This is a genomic window from Flagellimonas halotolerans, assembly GCF_035818535.1.
Lineage (GTDB): Bacteria > Bacteroidota > Bacteroidia > Flavobacteriales > Flavobacteriaceae > Flagellimonas > Flagellimonas halotolerans.
This window is the reverse complement of the sequence record NZ_JAYKYV010000005.1, coordinates 103,090-118,374: the sequence shown is the minus strand read 5'-3', so window position 1 is coordinate 118,374 and position 15,285 is coordinate 103,090. Positions and strand designations below refer to the sequence as shown.

Here is a 15,285-nt window from a genome sequence, read left to right as displayed (position 1 = left end):
CTCCACGGCCTCCACGGCCGTGGTTAGGTCGATGTTGGTCGGGTTTCCGTCCTCGTCTGTATAGGTCAGTGTTCCGTCCCCGTTGTCGGTGATAGTTGTGAGGGTTTCGTTAAAATAAAGTGCTCCGTCCCCACCAGAGGTGATATCATTATCGCCATCATCACTAATAAAGTTTGTTTGCAAATCCCCTCCACCATCAGTAATAGTGAAAATACCAGCATCAATTGCACTTCCGGTGTTGAATTCGTTTCCTACAATACTGTCCTTTTCAGTAATATTTAACTCAGATTCGTTTACCAAGGCCCATTCCTGTCCTCTCCAAATCATTAAGTCGCCTTGGTTTTCTCCTGGTTGAAATTTCGTCCTTGTGACTGAGCCATTTTGGAGTTTGGAGTCACCATTTATAGTGGTGTTCACAATATTGGCTCCCCTAATTAATCCTACCTCATAATTATAATTGATACTGCCATCGGCATTCTCGGTTTGGGAGATGACAACCGTGCTATCTTTGGATTGTGCCGGATTGACCGTGCTAAAGTAATCAGCTCGGGTACTGGTTGTAAAAGAGTTGTCCAGTGCTTCGCAGATATTGATCCACTCCGTTCCGTTGTAATAATGCAGGCACTCCTGATCGGTATTGTATACCACGGCACCTTGCAGCGGGCTAATGTTGTTCATTTGAACATCGGTTACCCGGGTAATGACCAAAACACGGGAGGTGCTTTCCAGTTCCAGTACAGAGGCGGGATCCAGGTTTTGTGGTCTGTCGCCAATTTTTACCTGTGCGCTTAGTGAGTTGATCACCAATAGGCCCGTGATCAAGTAGATAATTGAAGTTTTCACAGTGTTTGTTATTTGAGGATTTTACAAACGTAAAAAGCAAATCTAAACTTATGTTTTAATTTTTTTGATAAATACCGTCAAAACACGGAATTCACGGGTGAATGGAATCCACTTTGGTATATTTTTACTATGCGCGATGATGCAGAATTAACAAAAGTTTAGAACCGCTTAATTTTTTATATCATCTTCATAAGTTTTCTTTAACTTGTAATAAACACGTAGAAATGAAAAATGCTTTTTTGATATTGTTCTCTTTGCTTGTGTCCGGCTGGTCCATGGCACAGGATTCGCGCCAAATGCTCAGGGGCAAGGTGCTGTACAGGAGTTCCAATGTCCCTAACGAGAACGTTATCAATTCCACCAGCGGTATAGCTACCATTACCGACGATAACGGAGAGTTTATGATAGCGGTAAAGGAGGGTGACCAGTTGGTGTTTACTGCGGTAAACTATCAATTGGAGGTAGTCACCGTTACCCCCGAAATATTGGCGAACAACCGTTTGGTGGTCGAAGTGGACGAAAAAGTACAAGAACTGGACGAGGTTGTGGTGACCCCCGAAAACCAAGAAAGGTTCCTTCAGGTAAAAAATGAGGACTTTAAAGAGTTCAATTATGGGATTGATAGGGGGACCGAGGTGGAAAACATTGCCAATTCCCAAATAACACGGGGTATGAAGGATGGCCTCAATTTCGTAAACATCTTTAGGGCGCTGTTTAAGCCACAGGAGGTCAACGGACAGCAAAGGGCACCGCTTAAGGTGAGCGAAGTGCTCCGACATGTGTACGACGATGAATTTTTTGTAGTGGACCTAAAGTTGCCACAGGACAAAATAGATGCTTTTCTCTTGTATTGTGATGATAAAATACCTTCCCAGACGCTGCTCCGAAAGGAAAACGAATTTCAGTTGATCGATTTTCTGGTGACCCAAAGCAAGGACTTTTTGGCAACTTTGGAAGAGGAATGAAACGATGCTTTCTTGTATTGGTTTGTTTTGCTGCTCATTGGGGTTTTTCCCAAGAAGTAGATAGCAAAGTCAAAGTGCTGCAAGGAAGGGTGACCAGTTCGGATGAGGACGTGGTTGGCGTGGTGGTTCAGAACAGTACCACAAAAGACGCCGTTATCACCGATGTTGATGGGAATTTTGCCATAAGGGTGCGCTTAAACGATACGCTGGTGTTTTCCGCCGTTCATTTTTTGAAGAAATCCCTGCCCGTTACCGAAACGCTGTATCAATCGAACTTTGTGGAGGTTCCCATGCAGGAATTCGTAAACCAGTTAAAGGAAGTAGTGGTCACCCCGTATAATTTAACAGGAGATCTTACCCGCGATGTAGATCGGGTCACCTTGGAAAAGGATGTGAGCGCAGAGGCCTTGAACTTGCCCAATGCCCATAGGCGTGTGCCAACGCAGAGCGAGCGGAAACTGCAACAGGCCACGGCAGGAAAGTTTAATGTGGGGATGTTATTGAGCCCCCCTTTAGATCCCATTATCAATGCCATAACGGGACGTACCAAAATGTTGAAGAACAGGGTGAAAGTGGATAAGACCTACGCCCAAACGCAACGGGTACAAGGTTTTTATGCGGATTCCCTTTTTTTGACAACGCTTAAAATCCCCATGGATAAAATTGATGATTTCATGTATTTCTGCGAGGTGGACGAAGCTTTTCAGGCGGCGGTGGAATCTCAGGATAAATTAAGGATATGGGATGTAATGATAGAAAAAAGCCGCGCTTACCGCGAAAACAACGATTTGGATTGATTTTTTGGGAGTCGGAAGTGTGATGTCAGTTTGTAGTGGGCAGTAACCTTATCCTTTGTTTTGTGGTCTTGGCTCTTGGTTCTTGAATCTGATATTTTAGCTTGAACTTGTTGCATTGAGCGCAGTCGAAATGTTTTAAAATTAGTTTGGCAGGTAAATTGCAGAAAGTTTCATAAAACTGTAACATTGTCGCACAATTAAAGTCTAATAACACATGATGAAACTGAAAAAAGCAAGAATGATGGTAATACCTTTGGTAATGTTGTTGTTCTTGTCTTTCTCATCCGCCCATAAATTCTACGTAAGCGTTACCAATATAGCATACTCAGAGGAGGATAGCGCTTTCCAGATCACCAGTCGGATATTCATAGATGACCTGGACAAACTCCTTAAGGAACGCTATGGCATCGAGGCCAAGCTGGCAACCCCGAAAGAATCCAAGATAGCCGATGAATATATCGAAAAATATTTCCGATCAAAGTTTGTAGTGGAGTTCGATGGAGAGCCCGTTCCCTATAATTTTTTGGGAAAAAGGTACGATACCGATGTGGTCATCTGTTATTTGGAAATTACCAATGTTGATTTATCCAACGTAAAAACCATGTCCGTTCAGAACGAGCTGCTTACGGATTTGTTCGACGAACAGAAAAACGTGGTCCATGTGAAGTGGAAAAACAACAAAAAAAGCTTTGTACTCATCAGGGAGAAGAATAAAGGAATGTTAAACTTATGACGTATTCTTAACAATTGGTTAAAATATGTTATTTTTCGCAGCTATAAAATCAGATAGAAAATGAACAGATTCAAGTATTGCTTAGCTTCCGTGTTGTTCCTTTTTGGAGCCGTGGTCATGGCACAAGAAGAGGCAGACGTTAAAGAAGAACGGGAGCCCGGACATTACAACCAAAGTAAATTTAAACAATTGTACGAGGAGTTTTCAACTCCAAACACATACCGGTCCGCTTCAGGTGCGCCCGGCCCCGATTATTATCAGCAGCAGGCGGATTATGTAATGGACATTCACCTGGATGATAAAAATGCAAAGATCAGCGGTGAGGAGACCATTACGTACCATAACAATTCCCCGGACGATTTGGAATATCTTTGGGTGCAATTAGATCAAAATGTACGTGCCAAAGATTCTAAATCACCCTTACGCGATGGTAACGGCGTGAACATTGCCTACACGGCGGACAACTTCGCGCAAACCTACATCAGCGAGCCATTCGATGGCGGTTTTAATATTGAATCGGTTACCGATGATAGCGGAAAACCGTTGTCCTATACCATCAACCAGACCATGATGCGTATCAATATACCCCAACCGCTCAAAAGCGGAGAAAAAATCTCTTTCTCCATAAAGTGGTGGTACAATATTCCCGACCATACCGTAAACAGGGCACGCTCGGGATACGAGTACTTTCCAGAAGATGGAAACCGTGCCTACGTAATTGCGCAATTCTTTCCAAGAATGGCGGTGTACAGCGATGTGGAAGGATGGCAAAACCATCAGTTCTGGGGAAGTGGAGAATTCGCACTGCCATTTGGTAATTATGATGTGAGCATTACCGTTCCTGCAGACCATATTTTGGATGCTACAGGTGAGCTTCAAAACCGTGACGAGGTTTTCTCCAAAGAAATGATGAAGCGCTACAAGCAGGCCAAAAAATCGTACGACAAGCCAGTACTAATTGTAACCCAAGAAGAAGCGGAAGCTGCCGAAAAAGGTTTCGCTACCGACACCAAAACTTGGAAGTTCAAGGCAACCAATGTTAGGGATTACGCTTTTGCAACATCCAGAAAGTTTATCTGGGACATGCAAGCCGTTAAAATCGGAAGCAAAGATGTAATGGCCGTATCGCTTTACCCTAAAGAAGGTAACCCACTTTGGGAGGAACAGTCAACCAAAGCTGTTGCACAAACCTTGAAAACATACTCAAAACACACATTTGATTACCCTTACCACAAGGCCATCTCCGTACATGCCAAAAACCAAGGTATGGAATACCCAATGATCTGCTGGAACTACGGACGTCCAAACGAGGATGGTACGTATTCCGATAGGGTAAAATACGGAATGATCAGTGTGATCATCCATGAAGTTGGTCACAACTTCTTCCCAATGATCGTAAACTCCGATGAGCGTCAGTGGGGATGGATGGATGAAGGTTTGGATACCTTTATGCAGTATTTGGCAGAGCAGGAATTTGGGAAAAACAACCCAGATGTTATCGCTCCCAACGAAAAATACCCTTCAAGAAGAGGGGAAGCAGCTAAAATAGTTCCTTACATGGCCGGTGATCAAAGTTATATTTCGCCCATCATGTCAAACCCGGAAAACGTGTATCAACTAGGTCCAAATGCCTATGGTAAACCAGCAACAGCCCTAAACATTCTTAGGGAAACTGTTATGGGCGAGGAATTGTTCGATCATGCCTTCAAAACCTACGCACAACGTTGGATGTTCAAGCACCCGACCCCAGAGGATTTCTTCCGTACCATGGAAGACGCTTCAGCTGTGGATTTGGATTGGTATTGGAGAGGATGGTTCTACACCACTGACTATGTTGACATAGGCGTAAAGGGCGTTAAAAAATACTACGTGTCCAACAAGCCCACCAAGGAAATGGAAAAATACATGGCCGACAGGAACCTTACCGAGGCCGACCTTCCACCATTGGTATACTTGGCCGAAGAGGACAGCGAGGATTTTTCCCCAGAGCTAAAAGGAAAATCCCCGACCGAGACTTCCCAGAACCTTAAGGAATTTATGATGGACAACATGACCGAGGCCGAAAGAGCCCAGGTTAAAGAGCCAAAGTATTTTTATGAGATCACTTTTGATAAGCCAGGAGGTATTCCTATGCCATTGATCGTGGAGTACACCTACGCGGATGGTACCACGGAGAATGTTACGTATCCTCCAGAAATTTGGAGAAAGAACGATGCCGAGGTAAAAAGAGTGATGGCTACCGAGAAAGAATTGGTGGGAATTGTAGTAGATCCAAAATTGGAAACCGCGGATATTGATACTACCAACAATGCTTGGCCCAAGAAAGAGGAAAAATCAGACTTTGATAAATTCAAGGAAAATATCAAAGGAGATAAGTAAAATAAACTATGTTAAGAGCCTCGTTAAATAACGAGGCTTTTTTTATTTTGAAACCAAGTTCTGATTATATTTGTGGCATGCAATTTCTATTCATTAGCGGAGCTGAGATTTTTTTCATCCTATTCATCGTGGTGATGGTATTTGGAGCAGATAAGATTCCTGGCATAGCCAAGGGGCTCGGTAAAGGAATGCGTCAACTCAAGGACGCCACGGACGATATTAAGCGTGAAATCCAAAAGACCACTGATGTGGACACGGACTTCACCAAAAATATCCGTAAGGAAATCGATGATGTGAAAAACAACGTGAACGATGTTTCCGGCTCCATCAAACGAGACCTCAACAAGAAATAGGTTCCTATGTTGGAAAAATTGCTCAAATGGGATAGGGACGCTTTTGTTTATCTCAATGGTCTGGGCATAGAGAAATACGATCTGTTTTGGTCCACCGTGACCAATATCACTACTTGGATACCCCTTTTTATCCTTTTCGTAGTATTGTTTTTTATAAAATTCCCCAAAAAGGAAGCCTTACATAAATTTTTGACTGTGTTGGGCTTAGCTGTTTTTATTACCCTTATCACACATGTCACCAAAATATCAGTAGCTAGATTGCGTCCCAACAATACCGAGGAAATCAACACCCTAATACGTATTCTAAAGACCCCAACGGATTATAGCTTTTTTTCGGGCCATGCCTCCAGCTCGTTTTCCATAACCATGTTGGTGTTTCTGTTTTTGAGAAAAAAAGTGAAATGGACCATACTTTTTTTTATTTGGCCCATACTCTTTGCCCTGAGCCGAATTTATGTGGGGGTACATTTCCCAATCGATATTTTGGTGGGCATGGTAGTGGGCTTGTTGTCCGGTTGGCTCTTTTATTGGCTGTACCAACGTTTTATAGCACCCTACTCAATGTCAGTCCATCCCTAATTGGAAGTAAAACCGTTTCCACTCTCGGGTCATTTTTTAATTTTTGATTGTATTCCAATAGTGCGGCAGTGGCCTTGTCCGATTTCTGTATGGGTTCGACCACTTTTCCGGACCACAGTACATTGTCCGATAGAATCACACTGCCCGGATTTGTTTTTTGAATCGCCGCCTCAAAATAAGCATCGTAGTTCACCTTTTGCGCATCAATAAAAACAAGGTCGAAGGTCTGGTTCAGTTTGGGAACAATTTCCAAAGCATCTCCAATATGTTGTTTGATTTGAGGCCCGACCCCACTTTTATCAAAATACTTTCGCTGTATTTGATGGAGCTCTTCGTTTACCTCAATGGTATGCAGTTCGCCCTTTTTTTGAAGCCCTTCGGCCAAACAAAGAGCAGAATATCCCGTATAAGTGCCTATCTCCAAGATATATTTGGGATTGATGATTTTGGACAGCATACTCAAAACCCGACCCTGAAAATGCCCCGTGATCATTCTGGGTTGAACCACTTTTAAATGGGTTTCACGGGTAAGTTCCTGTAACAATTCGGGTTCGTTCTCCGAACTATTGGCAATGTAACTCTCCAAAATTGGTGAAAGGAAATGCATGAGATATTTTTCGCAAAAATATAGAAAAGAACTACATTGGAATATTTCTAAAAGCAAAAGCATTCCATGACGTTACCAAAGGTAAACATACGTACAGCAACATTGGACGACCTTCCCGTGCTGCTGGATTTTGAACAGGAGATCATAAAGACCGAACGACCTTTTGACGATACCATAAAAGAAGGGCCCATTAGTTATTACGATATTGGGGAGATGGTTCAAGACCCCAAATCCCATGTTGTGGTGGCTGAGGTCGGTGGTAAAATTGTGGCCTCGGGCTATGCCATTCCCAAAAAGGCCAGGCATTATTTAGACCATGAATTTTACGCCTATCTGGGCTTTATGTACACCGATGGAGATTTCAGGGGGCAAGGAATCAATGCCATGATTGTGGAAGAACTCAAAAAATGGTCGCACAATCAAGGTTTTAAAGAAATTAGATTGACGGTCTACAATGAAAACCAACCGGCCATTAAAGCGTATGAAAAAGTAGGATTTAAAAAGCACATCATCGAAATGCGATTGGAGTAATTTTCTTTTCCTAGGATTACTTTCACAAATCGTATTTTTGAAGCAAACCAAAATAAGAATGACGTTCCAAAATACGCTTGAATTTGCCAAAGAGCTCGATGCTTCCGATGCATTGGCTCATTACAGAAACGAGTTTCACTATCCACAGGTAAATGGAAAGGATGTGATCTATTTCACGGGAAATTCCCTTGGCCTTCAACCCAAACGCACCCAAAAGTTTGTGGACGAGGTAATGAAAGATTGGCGGGAATTGGCCGTAGAAGGGCATTTTTATGCAGATAAACCTTGGTGGGATTATCACGAAAGACTTGCTGAAGGCTTAGGCAAAGTGGTGGGTGCCAAACCTGAAGAAATTTCGGTAATGAATACCCTAACGGTAAACCTCCATTTGTTGATGGTATCTTTTTACAGACCTACCGAAAAACGCTTCAAAATTATTTGTGAGGAAAAAGCATTTCCATCCGATCAATATATGTTGCAAAGTCAGGTGCGCTTTCATGGATTGGATCCGAAAGATGCCATTGTTGAAGTAAAAAAGCGGGATGGGGAACATGCGTGGCGTACAGAGGACATTATACAAAAAATCAATGAGGTTGGGGATGAGCTTGCCTTGGTGTTGATGGGTGGCGTAAACTACTACAATGGCCAGGTATTGGATATGAAGGCCATCACCAAAGCTGGAAAAGACGTAGGTGCCTTTGTAGGCTGGGATTTGGCCCACGGGGTAGGAAACATCAAACTGAGGCTGCACGAATGGGACGCTGATTTTGCTGCGTGGTGCAGTTACAAATACATGAACAGTGGCCCCGGAAACGCGTCGGGCATCTTTATCCATGAAAGACATTTGGGAAAGGAAGGTATCCCCCGTTTTGAAGGATGGTGGGGTGCCAAAAAAGAGACCCGCTTTTTAATGAAGCCCGAGTTCGACCCGATAGAAACTGCAGATGCATGGCAGTTGAGCAATCCGCCCATACTTTCCATTGCCCCCTATTTGGCATCCTTGGAAATATTTGACGAGGTTGGAATGGATGCCCTGATCAAAAAACAAAAGACCATTGTTGCCTTTTTGGAGTTTGTGCTTTATGAGATTGACAAGGAAGTGGACAGCACCTTCGAAATCATTACCCCAGCGGCCAGGGGGTGCCAACTTTCCGTGTTTTTGCACGGGGAGGGAAAATCCATCTTTGATTATTTAATGAAAAAAGGCGTCATTACCGATTGGAGGGAACCCAACGTTATCCGGTTGGCCCCTGCTCCCCTGTATTGTTCGTATGGGGATATGTACCGTTTTGGACAGATTTTGAAAGCGGGCATACAGGACAAATAACCAATTAATTTACCAACCAAACTCTACCAGCATATGAAATCCCTATGGCTTATTTTATCCAAACCGAGATATTTTGGGGTGGCATGGGTGTTTACCAGCATCAATATTTGGTTTGGTACCTGGGCCATTTATATCCCCACGGTAAAGGAAAAATTGGATATAGATAAGGCCGATTTGGGTATAGCCCTATTTTGTTTGTCCCTTGGGGTTTTCACCATTTTTCCGGTAGCTTCCAAAATCATAAACAAACTCGGGGTTGGCAGGGCATCTTGGTATGGGGTGCTATTTGCTTCTGTAACGGCCATGCTGCCGCTTATGGCACCCAATTATTATTTGTTGATGGCAGGCCTCTACCTTTTTGGGGCCAGCAACGGTTTTATCGATATCGCCATAAACACCTTGGTCACCGAAATTGAAAAGGAGGATAAACAGAACTTTATGTCCGCAGCCCACGGCTTTTTTAGTCTGGGCGGTATTTTGGTGGGACTGGGCAGCTTCTTGATTCCCGTGATTGGAAACCCTGTGCTGCACATGGGTGTCACCGTGGTTTTGGTGTTTGCCATCAATTTTTTTCTAAAAAAACATTATGTCCACATAGTGGCCGCACCCGTGGAAAAGGAACCTTTTAGCCTAAAACTATTTAAACCTTTATTGCTTTTGGGCATTATCGGGTTTGTTTCCTTTGGAAGTGAAGGTGCAATAATCGACTGGAGTGCGCTCTATCTCAAAGAAATGACCACGGCCCCAGAGTTGCTCATCGGAGCAGGATTTTTGGCATTTTCCACCACCATGACGTTAGGGCGATTTCTTGGTGATGGCATCAGTGCCAAAATAGGTCCCATTAAAATAGTGGGGCTGGGTGCTTTTATCGCTGCCATTGGTTTTGTTCTGGTACTGACGCAAGACACCACTTGGTCCATTATTGGCTTTGCTTTTAATGGATTGGGATTCTCGGTAATTGTTCCCGAATTGTTCCGAATAGGTGGTAATGTAAAGGGGGTGGATTCCTCCCAAGGGGTGGCTTTTATCGCAGGTTCGGGGTATATCGGTTTTTTGTTAGGGCCAGTAATTCTTGGATTTATCGCAGAAAGTGCTTCCTTAAACTATAGTTTTGTATTGCTGTTGTGCATGGCCCTTATGGTTTTGGGGATTACTTTTTTTCTGGGTAGGAGGGGGAGGTGAGTTGTTTTTTATTGGGTTTGATAATGGTTTTGTGTATGGAGGGTATCCCGAGGGTATGGACTAGATACCTTGTTGTCCTTACTTTTTTTAATTTTTTGTTTTCAATTTTAATGTAATCTCACCAATGTTGTAGGCATAAATTGATGCAGGTATAAATGTGAATTTTAATTCTTGAATTTCTTTTGATCCCAATTGATCAATAGAGGTTGTTACTGCTGATTCAAAGTTATTTTCCTTACAAAAGCTTATAAGGCTTTTTAACTCTTGAGGTTTGTGATAAAATCTGTTGCTCCATTTAATTTCAACACCCCAAATTGGTCTGTAGCTTTTGTCATCTACTAAAACAAGATCTACTTCTCCTTCTTTTCGACCTTCTTTCCATCTTGCATATGTTAAGTCCAATTGCTCTCTATGCATCCATTGGGAAAGGATAGCGGTTTCTACCATGTTCCCCATTTCTTGGTCAGTTTCAGTTATTGGGGAAAATAAAGCAGTTCTAAGGGATGGGTTTGTTAGGTAAACTTTGAATCTTGTGATTCTTTTTAATCTTTTTGCGTTTATTCCAACATTGTTCAAAACTTTAATTAAAAAAGCTGCTTCCAAATATTCAAGGTACTTTTTTAAAGTATCTTTTTGAATACCACTTTCCTTTGACATTGTCTCATACGAAAACTCATTACCTGTATTATAGGCTATGTATGTAAAAAATCTATTTAATTCTTGGACATCTTTAATTCCATATAAACTCGGTAAATCTCGTAGTAAAACTTTGTCTACTATATCGTTCTTGACATATCTGCCCACATCACTTTGAATTTTTTCTGATAACACAACTTCAGGGTATCCTCCAAAATTTAAGTAATGTACAAACTCTTTGTTCAGCTCTTTAGTGTCATGAGTTAAGCAATATTGTATGTCCTTATCTCCGTATTGAATCTCACCTTCATAAATTAAATGATCCAACTTTTTTAGATGAATATATTCTTGAAATGTTAATGGGGGCAAAAGGAAATCAGTAAACCTTCCCGCCCCACTTTCCGTGCTATGCCATTTTAAGGCAGCCGCGGCTGATCCCGATACAATAAACTTTGTTTCAGGATATGAGTCCACTAAAACTTTTAAATGTCTTTCCCAATCTTTCAGATATTGTATTTCATCAAAAAACACAAAACAACCATTTAGATTTTCAAGAGCCAAAGACTCCTTACAGAGCGTTAAAATATCCTCTAAACTTAAATTCACATAGATGGGATTGTCAATTCCTATAAAGAAGATTTTTTGCGGGTTTATACTTTCTTCAATTAGATTTCCAATACAGTGGAATAGCATCACTGTTTTACCCACTCTCCTTGGCCCCATCAGAACCAAAGCTCTTTTTACACTCCTTTCAAGAACAAAGGGGTAAAAGAGATCAAAATATAGTCTCTTTGACATTGAACTATATGTCTTAGGAATATCCTTGGTTACCCACCATGGGTTTTCATAGCGAAGCCTCTCAATAATCTTCTCTGTTGGAATAAGGTTTGCCATTTTAGAAATTCTGTTTAATTCAACAAAAATATGTAAAATAAACAGAATTAAATCTGTCTATTTATACAAAAAAATATTTTTTAAGCATAAAAAAATAGAAAATGAAGTTAATTTTGCAAATAAAACACAACTTGTTTACAGCGATATTTTAATCACTATACCCTCAATTACGGATATAAAAGATGCATCACACCATCGTTCAGTTATGTGTGGGCAAACCTTAAAAATATTTTTTGAGCCTTGTTAACCCAATACAACCAGAATTCTATTCCTTCCTCACCGAAAGCCCTGTAAAATAAAGACTTGTGCCACCTTCGGGGCGGTTGTGTTGTTGGGCAAGTTTAATGCCTTCCATATCCACATAATCTTCCCAAGTGGATACCAAGTTCGGCTCTTCTTGGTTGGATTTGCGATAGGCCCATTCCCGAACAATGTAGTCGTCCTTAAAATAAAAATCGTATGCATCACCAGGAGTATAGCCACCTTCGTTGGCATATACAATGGTCAATTTTTGCATGGGCTCCTCACTAATGGGGGCGGTTACTTCCGGGAAGTGTTCAAAAGTATAGTTGTTGGCATCCCACATCAAATTAAAGGGAGCCATCAACCAGTACCTGTCGTTAATAAAACCTCCATTGGTTTTTAGGGCAATGCTATCCATGTTTGCACGGTTATAAGTCAAGGTATCTGCTCCAGAGATGGAGGTAATCGTGTTGGTTTTGGTTTCCCAATGCCAGCTACGCTCAAAATGCATGGAATCCCTATCTACGTTGAAGGTAAAAGTGATTTTATCAACATCCTTCCAGTTGTCAAAACCGTGCGCCTCTGCGATTAGTTCGGGAACGGTTTTTTCAGTTTCGGAGGGTTTGGAAGTTGCTTCGGGTTTTTTGGAATCTGTTTTGCAAGCGGAAATCAATAAAAAGGCGAACAGTCCAACGATGTAATGGGTCTTCATATCTGGTTTTTAATCAAATATACTAGGAAAATCTTTTAATTTGCGCCCCATTTTAAAAAGCCTGGCCAAATAAACCTGTTTTTGGAGTGACCTTTTTTAAAAAGCTGTTTCTAATACTTGTAAGTAAACCCGACAAAGCGTTTTTGGAAAAGGAAGACTTATACGTGCATCTTTCTGATGAGGAATTAGTGAAACAGATTGTGGCGGACAATGACCCTATGCTATTCGGGAAATTGTACGACCGCTATGCGAAAATGGTCTATAACAAATGTTACGGATTTGCAAAATCTGCTGACCAGGCGGAGGATTTGACACAGGATGTTTTCCTCCAACTTTTTATCAAACTTCGAACCTTTAAAGGGAAATCGAAGTTCTCTACATGGCTGTATTCTTTTACCTATAATTTTTGTGTGAACTATGTAAATCGGAACAAGCAACTGAAAATACAGGACCAATCCGTACAGGTTGAAGTTTCCGAACATAAACTTACCGAAGAAGTGCCCGATGAGAGTTTATACGAAATGAAAGCGGATAAACTCAAAAAGTGCTTGGAGCTTGTCTCGGTCGAAGATAAATCCATTTTGTTATTGAAATATCAAGATGGCGCCAGCATAAAGGAACTGGTCAGTTTAATGGAGATAGGGGAGAGCGCGGTGAAGATGAGGCTCAAAAGAGCTAAGGAACGACTATTGGAAATCTATAATACCTTGGAATAGATGGCAAAGAAACACAAAAACCCATTTAAAGAGCTGGAGGCCTCCCTGCACGAGGCTCCGCCCGAAATGAAGCAAAAAGTGATGAACGACATTGCTGCGGCAAAGCTGATCATGGACATGGCTTCATTGTTCTCTATCAATTTGGGGGGTGCTTTGCGTAAACTATTCAAAACCTTGGGCGAAAACAACTAACAGAACACTATAAATAAACATCAACTATGGAGACTATCAATGATTGGAAAAATGTGACCCTCGACTCGTTGTCGGGCATGGGCAAAGAGATAGCATTGGCTTTTCCAAAAATTCTGGGGGCAATTGTTATTTTATTTTTAGGTTGGATCGTTATTAAGATTGTAATGTTCCTATTCCGGAAAATCCTCAAACTAGCCAAAATACAAGTACTGAACGATAAAATAAACGGAATGGACGTAACGGGAAAAGGCGACCTTAAAATAGACCTCACCAAAATAATATTGGGGTTTGTTCGGTGGTTTTTGATCCTGGTCTTTCTTATTGTGGCGGCAGATATTTTGGATTGGAAGATCATATCCCAGGAAATAGGCAACCTTTTACATTACCTACCTCGATTCTTTAGTGCACTTGCACTTCTAATGGTAGGATTCTACATTGGCAACTGTGTAAAGAAAACCATTAAGCGACTTTTTGACTCCCTCGAATTCGGTGGTTCCAATCTGGTGAGCAACCTGTTTTTTTATGTGATTGTAATATTTATGTCGATCACGGCATTGAACCAAGCTGGGGTGGATACAACCATAATCACCAACAACATAACATTGGTCTTGGGGTCTTTTCTTTTGGCATTTGCCTTGGGCGTTGGATTGGGTTCCAGGGAAATTGTTGCAGACCTGCTTAGGTCTTTTTACACACGAAAAACCTATATGGTCGGCGATAAAATAGTTATTGGTGATGATGAGGGAACCATTAAGGCCATAGATAATAACAGTCTTACTTTGGAAACCCACAAGAGCAAATTTGTGATTCCGATCAAAGATGTGGTGTCACAAAAAGTGGAGATAAAACCATAATCCGAGTATTGTGATGGACAAGTGCGGAAACTTCCTTGGAATTTGATTATTTTTGAAGTCTTACAACACCTAAAAAATGAGTTCAAAAAAAGGAAAAGTTCAAGAGTTGATCCAAGAAAAACTGTTAGAGGACCGCAAAGTGTTCTTATGGGGCCAAGTAGATGATGATTCTGCGAAGCACGTAATAGATAGGTTACTCTATTTGGATATGCTGAACAATAAAGAAATTCAATTGATTATCAATAGCCCGGGAGGGTACGTAACCTCTGGTTTTGCCATTTATGATACCATTAAACAGATAAAAAGCCCGGTATCCACGGTTTGTTCCGGTTTGGCTGCCTCTATGGGGTCCATACTTTTATCGGTAGGGAAAAAAGGCAGAAGATTTATTCAGCCGCATGCCCGTGTCATGATCCACCAACCTAGCGGTGGAGCAAGAGGGCAAGCCTCCAATATTGAAATTCAGGCCAAGGAAATCATTAAAACGAAAGAACTTGGTGCCCAAATTTTATCGGAAAACTGCGGGCAACCTTTTGAAAAGGTCATGAAGGATTTTGATCGCGATTATTGGATGGGTGCAGAAGAATCTGTGGAATACGGTATTGTGGATGAAATCCTAAAATAGGATAATCAATTTCATAAAAGTGAAAAGTCCTTCGCAATGGTTTGTGAAGGACTTTTTATATATAGGCGCCGAAGCGGAATATTTTATATATATACGGTAACATTTGGAGCCAAGGTT

Annotated in this window: 16 protein-coding genes and 1 pseudogene; 13 read left to right on the top strand and 4 right to left on the bottom strand. The window is 41.6% G+C overall.

Annotated features, from left to right (window positions below; translation table 11 throughout):
• Positions 1–843: pseudogene (locus VM932_RS07800) on the bottom strand (hypothetical protein); the annotation flags it as partial.
• A 224-nt stretch (positions 844–1,067) separates the two neighbouring features.
• Between VM932_RS07800 and VM932_RS07795 the strand changes: the two are divergent.
• From VM932_RS07795 to VM932_RS07770, 6 genes are all read left to right on the top strand, one after another.
• Positions 1,068–1,808 (top strand): carboxypeptidase-like regulatory domain-containing protein, encoded by a 741-nt coding sequence (locus VM932_RS07795; protein WP_326278237.1) that lies wholly within the window; start codon positions 1,068–1,070, stop codon positions 1,806–1,808.
• Positions 1,805–2,605 carry a carboxypeptidase-like regulatory domain-containing protein gene (locus tag VM932_RS07790; RefSeq protein WP_326278236.1) on the top strand — a complete coding sequence of 267 codons (801 nt, stop codon included), beginning with the start codon at positions 1,805–1,807 and terminating at the stop codon, positions 2,603–2,605. Before VM932_RS07795 ends, VM932_RS07790 begins: the two co-directional genes overlap by 4 nt.
• A gap of 214 nt (positions 2,606–2,819) precedes the next feature.
• Complete coding sequence (locus tag VM932_RS07785; protein WP_326278235.1) at positions 2,820–3,338, top strand: DUF6702 family protein; 519 nt, start codon at positions 2,820–2,822, stop codon at positions 3,336–3,338.
• 60 nt (positions 3,339–3,398) lie between these two features.
• Entirely contained in the window at positions 3,399–5,717 is a 2,319-nt protein-coding gene (locus VM932_RS07780) for a M1 family metallopeptidase (RefSeq protein ID WP_326278233.1), read from the top strand.
• A gap of 77 nt (positions 5,718–5,794) precedes the next feature.
• Positions 5,795–6,070 (top strand): Sec-independent protein translocase subunit TatA/TatB, encoded by a 276-nt coding sequence (locus VM932_RS07775; RefSeq protein ID WP_326278232.1) that lies wholly within the window; start codon positions 5,795–5,797, stop codon positions 6,068–6,070.
• 6 nt (positions 6,071–6,076) lie between these two features.
• Positions 6,077–6,649 (top strand): phosphatase PAP2 family protein, encoded by a 573-nt coding sequence (locus VM932_RS07770; RefSeq protein WP_326278230.1) that lies wholly within the window; start codon positions 6,077–6,079, stop codon positions 6,647–6,649.
• On the opposite strand, the gene VM932_RS07765 is transcribed toward VM932_RS07770, so the two are convergent.
• Complete coding sequence (locus tag VM932_RS07765) at positions 6,615–7,256, bottom strand: O-methyltransferase (RefSeq protein ID WP_326278229.1); 642 nt, start codon at positions 7,254–7,256, stop codon at positions 6,615–6,617. The genes VM932_RS07770 and VM932_RS07765 overlap by 35 nt on opposite strands.
• 66 nt (positions 7,257–7,322) lie before the next feature.
• Here VM932_RS07765 and VM932_RS07760 point away from each other — a divergent pair, with 66 nt between their 5' ends.
• Genes VM932_RS07760 through VM932_RS07750 form a run of 3 tightly spaced genes read left to right on the top strand, consistent with a single transcriptional unit; the run spans position 7,323 to position 10,296 of the window.
• Complete coding sequence (locus VM932_RS07760) at positions 7,323–7,787, top strand: GNAT family N-acetyltransferase (protein WP_326278228.1); 465 nt, start codon at positions 7,323–7,325, stop codon at positions 7,785–7,787.
• A gap of 58 nt (positions 7,788–7,845) precedes the next feature.
• Entirely contained in the window at positions 7,846–9,114 is a 1,269-nt protein-coding gene (kynU, locus tag VM932_RS07755; RefSeq protein ID WP_326278227.1) for a kynureninase, read from the top strand.
• 33 nt (positions 9,115–9,147) lie between these two features.
• Positions 9,148–10,296 (top strand): MFS transporter, encoded by a 1,149-nt coding sequence (locus tag VM932_RS07750; RefSeq protein WP_326278226.1) that lies wholly within the window; start codon positions 9,148–9,150, stop codon positions 10,294–10,296.
• An 87-nt stretch (positions 10,297–10,383) separates the two neighbouring features.
• On the opposite strand, the gene VM932_RS07745 is transcribed toward VM932_RS07750, so the two are convergent.
• Both VM932_RS07745 and VM932_RS07740 read right to left on the bottom strand, forming a co-directional pair.
• Entirely contained in the window at positions 10,384–11,826 is a 1,443-nt protein-coding gene (locus tag VM932_RS07745) for an ATP-binding protein (RefSeq protein WP_326278225.1), read from the bottom strand.
• Between the two features lie 265 nt (positions 11,827–12,091).
• Positions 12,092–12,781, bottom strand: coding sequence for a hypothetical protein (locus VM932_RS07740; protein ID WP_326278224.1), 690 nt, complete (start codon positions 12,779–12,781; stop codon positions 12,092–12,094).
• Between the two features lie 86 nt (positions 12,782–12,867).
• Here VM932_RS07740 and VM932_RS07735 point away from each other — a divergent pair, with 86 nt between their 5' ends.
• From VM932_RS07735 to VM932_RS07720, 4 genes are all read left to right on the top strand, one after another.
• Positions 12,868–13,497 (top strand): RNA polymerase sigma factor, encoded by a 630-nt coding sequence (locus VM932_RS07735; RefSeq protein WP_326278223.1) that lies wholly within the window; start codon positions 12,868–12,870, stop codon positions 13,495–13,497.
• Positions 13,498–13,689, top strand: coding sequence for a hypothetical protein (locus VM932_RS07730; RefSeq protein ID WP_293167584.1), 192 nt, complete (start codon positions 13,498–13,500; stop codon positions 13,687–13,689).
• Between the two features lie 26 nt (positions 13,690–13,715).
• The gene (locus tag VM932_RS07725) at positions 13,716–14,543 is read left to right on the top strand and encodes a mechanosensitive ion channel family protein (protein WP_326278222.1); all 828 of its coding nucleotides are present in this window, start codon (positions 13,716–13,718) and stop codon (positions 14,541–14,543) included.
• A gap of 76 nt (positions 14,544–14,619) precedes the next feature.
• Positions 14,620–15,168: a ClpP family protease gene (locus tag VM932_RS07720; protein ID WP_014033409.1), complete on the top strand. Its 549-nt coding sequence runs from the start codon at positions 14,620–14,622 to the stop codon at positions 15,166–15,168.
• Positions 15,169–15,285 lie beyond the last annotated feature (117 nt).

Coding starts and splice junctions, on each gene's coding strand:
- VM932_RS07795 (WP_326278237.1), top strand. CDS start 1,068: ATGAAAAATGCTTTTTTGATATTGTTCTCTTTGCTTGTGTCCGGCTGG.
- VM932_RS07790 (WP_326278236.1), top strand. CDS start 1,805: ATGAAACGATGCTTTCTTGTATTGGTTTGTTTTGCTGCTCATTGGGGT.
- VM932_RS07785 (WP_326278235.1), top strand. CDS start 2,820: ATGATGAAACTGAAAAAAGCAAGAATGATGGTAATACCTTTGGTAATG.
- VM932_RS07780 (WP_326278233.1), top strand. CDS start 3,399: ATGAACAGATTCAAGTATTGCTTAGCTTCCGTGTTGTTCCTTTTTGGA.
- VM932_RS07775 (WP_326278232.1), top strand. CDS start 5,795: ATGCAATTTCTATTCATTAGCGGAGCTGAGATTTTTTTCATCCTATTC.
- VM932_RS07770 (WP_326278230.1), top strand. CDS start 6,077: ATGTTGGAAAAATTGCTCAAATGGGATAGGGACGCTTTTGTTTATCTC.
- VM932_RS07765 (WP_326278229.1), bottom strand. CDS start 7,256: ATGCATTTCCTTTCACCAATTTTGGAGAGTTACATTGCCAATAGTTCG.
- VM932_RS07760 (WP_326278228.1), top strand. CDS start 7,323: ATGACGTTACCAAAGGTAAACATACGTACAGCAACATTGGACGACCTT.
- kynU (WP_326278227.1), top strand. CDS start 7,846: ATGACGTTCCAAAATACGCTTGAATTTGCCAAAGAGCTCGATGCTTCC.
- VM932_RS07750 (WP_326278226.1), top strand. CDS start 9,148: ATGAAATCCCTATGGCTTATTTTATCCAAACCGAGATATTTTGGGGTG.
- VM932_RS07745 (WP_326278225.1), bottom strand. CDS start 11,826: ATGGCAAACCTTATTCCAACAGAGAAGATTATTGAGAGGCTTCGCTAT.
- VM932_RS07740 (WP_326278224.1), bottom strand. CDS start 12,781: ATGAAGACCCATTACATCGTTGGACTGTTCGCCTTTTTATTGATTTCC.
- VM932_RS07730 (WP_293167584.1), top strand. CDS start 13,498: ATGGCAAAGAAACACAAAAACCCATTTAAAGAGCTGGAGGCCTCCCTG.
- VM932_RS07725 (WP_326278222.1), top strand. CDS start 13,716: ATGGAGACTATCAATGATTGGAAAAATGTGACCCTCGACTCGTTGTCG.
- VM932_RS07720 (WP_014033409.1), top strand. CDS start 14,620: ATGAGTTCAAAAAAAGGAAAAGTTCAAGAGTTGATCCAAGAAAAACTG.